Below are 3069 nucleotides of genomic sequence, written 5' to 3' on the forward strand. Positions count from 1 at the left end.
CTTCAAAGTCAGCTTTGTCGTAAGATTCCAGCAAGGTTTCTTTTGTAATTCCGTTGTTTAATTTATATCCTAATTCTTTGTACGTTTTTAGTTGTTCCTCAAAACTTACTTTAGGAATTTTCTTGACGTTTTCTTTCAAAATCTTATAGGTTTTAAATCCTGTCAGAATTAAAAACACACTTATTACTATAATTATCGTTTTTATCATCGATTTTTTTTCAAATTGGTGCTAACGTGTTTGTATATGGAAAGTTGCGTTTTGGTACAGGCGGATTTTCCGAAGGAAAATCAGAAGTAGCAAAAGAGCAACGAACTTTATTTAAGCACTAATCTAGCAATTTTTTATATACGTTGTTATAAAATGTAGCTAAACATCAAATTAAGCACGAATTACTTTGCCGTTAAGTTGCGCAATAAAAGGAGGAAAGCTAAACGTGTTTTGCTTTTACAGTTGAATAGCGAAAAGTGTTTTTTTTAAACTCTTTGGAGCATTTTGCGATTGAGTAAGCATTTCCTGGCGAGGTAAAATTTCCTTGGCTTCAAAAAACTGCGCAAGAGTTATTTCTCCTTTGCGTCAAAATTCCGCAAAGAATTCAATTCGTGAATTGAGTAAGCAGAATTCGAGATTATTTTATTAAGATTTGAGTAAGATAATAATCCAATTATTTATGTTTTAAGAAATTCAGTTTGTTGAAATTGAGGATTCTCGGCTATTTTTTATAACGTGTTTGTATATGGTTTGTTGCGTGTTTCAGCACCTAATTTAGCAAATATAAACCGAATAGAAAATCCGCGAGGGTTTTCGTAAGCAGGCTAGAACTAGCAATAAATTATATACGGTGTTGTAGGTAGTTTTTATCTTTTCATTCTGATTGTAATCGGGTATTCTTTTCCGCTGATTTTTGTCCATCCAACCACTAAAATCCAGTTAGGATGTAAACTTAAATTTATATTTAAACCATTATGTTCCATAAAATAAAGGGCAGTTTCATAATCATTTTGATTTTTTTCGTTAATCACAATTTGTCCTTTTTTCCCCAAATCGATTTCACGAGCATAGAATTCAGGCGCATAAATTCCGTAACTAAATTCAAAATCATCTTTTTCACATAATTCGTCAAAAACATTTTCATCTGACTTTATAGTCAAATCAATTATTTTATTGCCACTAATTTCAATTGTTGAGTTTTCGTGGTCAAATGAGAATTCATAATTTCCAATAGAAAACTCCTCTTTAATTTCTTCAGTTTTGTTCTTAAACAACATAATTTTATCTTATAAAAATACGGATTATTAGTCCAGCGATAATTCCAAATATTATTATAATTCCAAAGCCTAAAATAGTAGGAATAAAATCATATTTAGAAGTTCCAATTGCGATTCCGATTATCAGAATTATGAAATACGGAATGTTCTTTTTGTTCTTAAAATACTCTATCATTTCTGATTTTTCTCAAATTACCTACAACGTGTTTGTATATGATTAGTGGCGTGTTTAAGCACCTAATTTAGCAAATAAAAACCGAATAGAAAATCTGCAAAGATTTTCGTAAGCAAGCTAGAACCAGCCATTAATTATATACGGTGTTACAAACAGTTTTTAATTTCCACAAATTTGATTATAGTAGGATATTAATTTGAAAGGAGATCTGCCTTTAATAGAATTACTGTTAACTTTTTCAATGAGTAGCGAGCAATCAGAGAAATATTCCATTACTTTATCCTTTTTATATTTCATAACTCCAATTTTTTTAACATTATTCCAAGATTGTCTTTTTACATAATATGTAGTAGTTGTTCCTCCTGACTGAGGTGCAGCCATTTTTGTTATTTCAAAAAGTGAAGCATTTCCTTTTATAATTTGCTTCATTAATTTTGGTTTGCTACTATTCTCTATTTTCATAAAAACATATCGTTTTGGGCTTCCAGAGTTAGAATATTGATCAATCGCGTTTATATCTTTTGAGCTAAGCTTTATTTTTTTATTTCCGATTTCACATTTTATGATATTACCTTTTATTTTACATTTTTCAATCGTTGTTTTACCATCTTTATAAAATAATTTAGTTTTAATCTGTGAATATGAAATTTGGCTTAAAAGTATTATTGTCAGAATTATTATTTTCTTCATTTTATGATTCTGGTTTTAATTGTTTGTAACGTGTTTGTATAAGATTAGTTGCGTGTTTAAGTAACTAAGTTAGTAAACAAAAACGAAACAGAGAAAATTCCGCAGGAATTTTCCAAGTAGGCGAGAACCTAGCAATTAATTTTATACGGTGTTAGCAACAGTTTATTATTTCGTTATAGCTTTTCATTTAAATTTTGACTTCCCACAATTGCCATAATATCGACAATATCTTTATTTATTTTAAAGTAGATACTATCAGAACCACATACACAACGTCTGTATTTGTTTTTTATATATTCCACTGATTCGAACGAATAAGGTCTCTCAGCAATAATATCAAAATATTCAAAAAATGATTCGAAATACTTATCCGCTTGAGTCATTCCAAATTTTTCAATTCCGTAATGATGAATTCTTATTAAGTCGTTTTTAGCTTCGTTACTTAATCTATATTTAGCCATTCAATAGAGACTTTGATTGTGCTAAAATTTCATTTTTGTTATCATTTGTAAATCCGCTATTTTCGGCCTTTTCTAATTTGGCACGAACCCAATCAATTTGGACTTGCTGCTTTCTGGCTTGTCTTATTAAATCGTTTACTAATTCACTTTTACTAGAATATTCATTTCTATTCACTTGGGCTTTCAGCCATTCATCGTTAGGCTCCGTAAATGATATGCTTTGTCTTGACATAATTTTATATTTTGGTGTAAATATACATCAAATTCGCATCGCTTCCAAATTGTTGCTAACGTGTTTGTATATGATTAGTGGCGTGTTTAAGTACGTAATTTAGCAAATAAAAACCGAATAGAAAATCTGCAAAGATTTTCGTAAACAAGCTAAAACCAGCCATTAATTATATACGGTGTTGTAAGCAGTTTTTAATCCGTTATAAATATAAATCATTATTCCGTTTATAATTAATGGAATTACTA

Annotated in this window: 4 protein-coding genes; all 4 read right to left on the reverse strand. The window is 29.5% G+C overall.

Going from position 1 to position 3069, the window contains the following annotated elements; genetic code table 11:
* Positions 1-855: 855 nt before the first annotated feature.
* On the reverse strand, positions 856-1266 hold the full coding sequence (locus ACVCZW_RS13235; RefSeq protein WP_452227628.1) for a hypothetical protein: 411 nt from the start codon (positions 1264-1266) through the stop codon (positions 856-858).
* Positions 1267-1600: 334 nt separating this feature from the next.
* The gene (locus ACVCZW_RS13240) at positions 1601-2131 is read right to left on the reverse strand and encodes a hypothetical protein (RefSeq protein WP_452232640.1); all 531 of its coding nucleotides are present in this window, start codon (positions 2129-2131) and stop codon (positions 1601-1603) included.
* A gap of 173 nt (positions 2132-2304) precedes the next feature.
* Positions 2305-2592: a type II toxin-antitoxin system RelE/ParE family toxin gene (locus ACVCZW_RS13245; RefSeq protein ID WP_452227599.1), complete on the reverse strand. Its 288-nt coding sequence runs from the start codon at positions 2590-2592 to the stop codon at positions 2305-2307.
* Positions 2585-2824, reverse strand: coding sequence for a ribbon-helix-helix domain-containing protein (locus ACVCZW_RS13250; protein ID WP_452227598.1), 240 nt, complete (start codon positions 2822-2824; stop codon positions 2585-2587). The genes ACVCZW_RS13245 and ACVCZW_RS13250 overlap by 8 nt, the downstream gene beginning before the upstream one ends.
* Between the last annotated feature and the right edge of the window lie 245 nt (positions 2825-3069).

This window comes from Lacinutrix sp. MEBiC02595 (assembly GCF_053601555.1).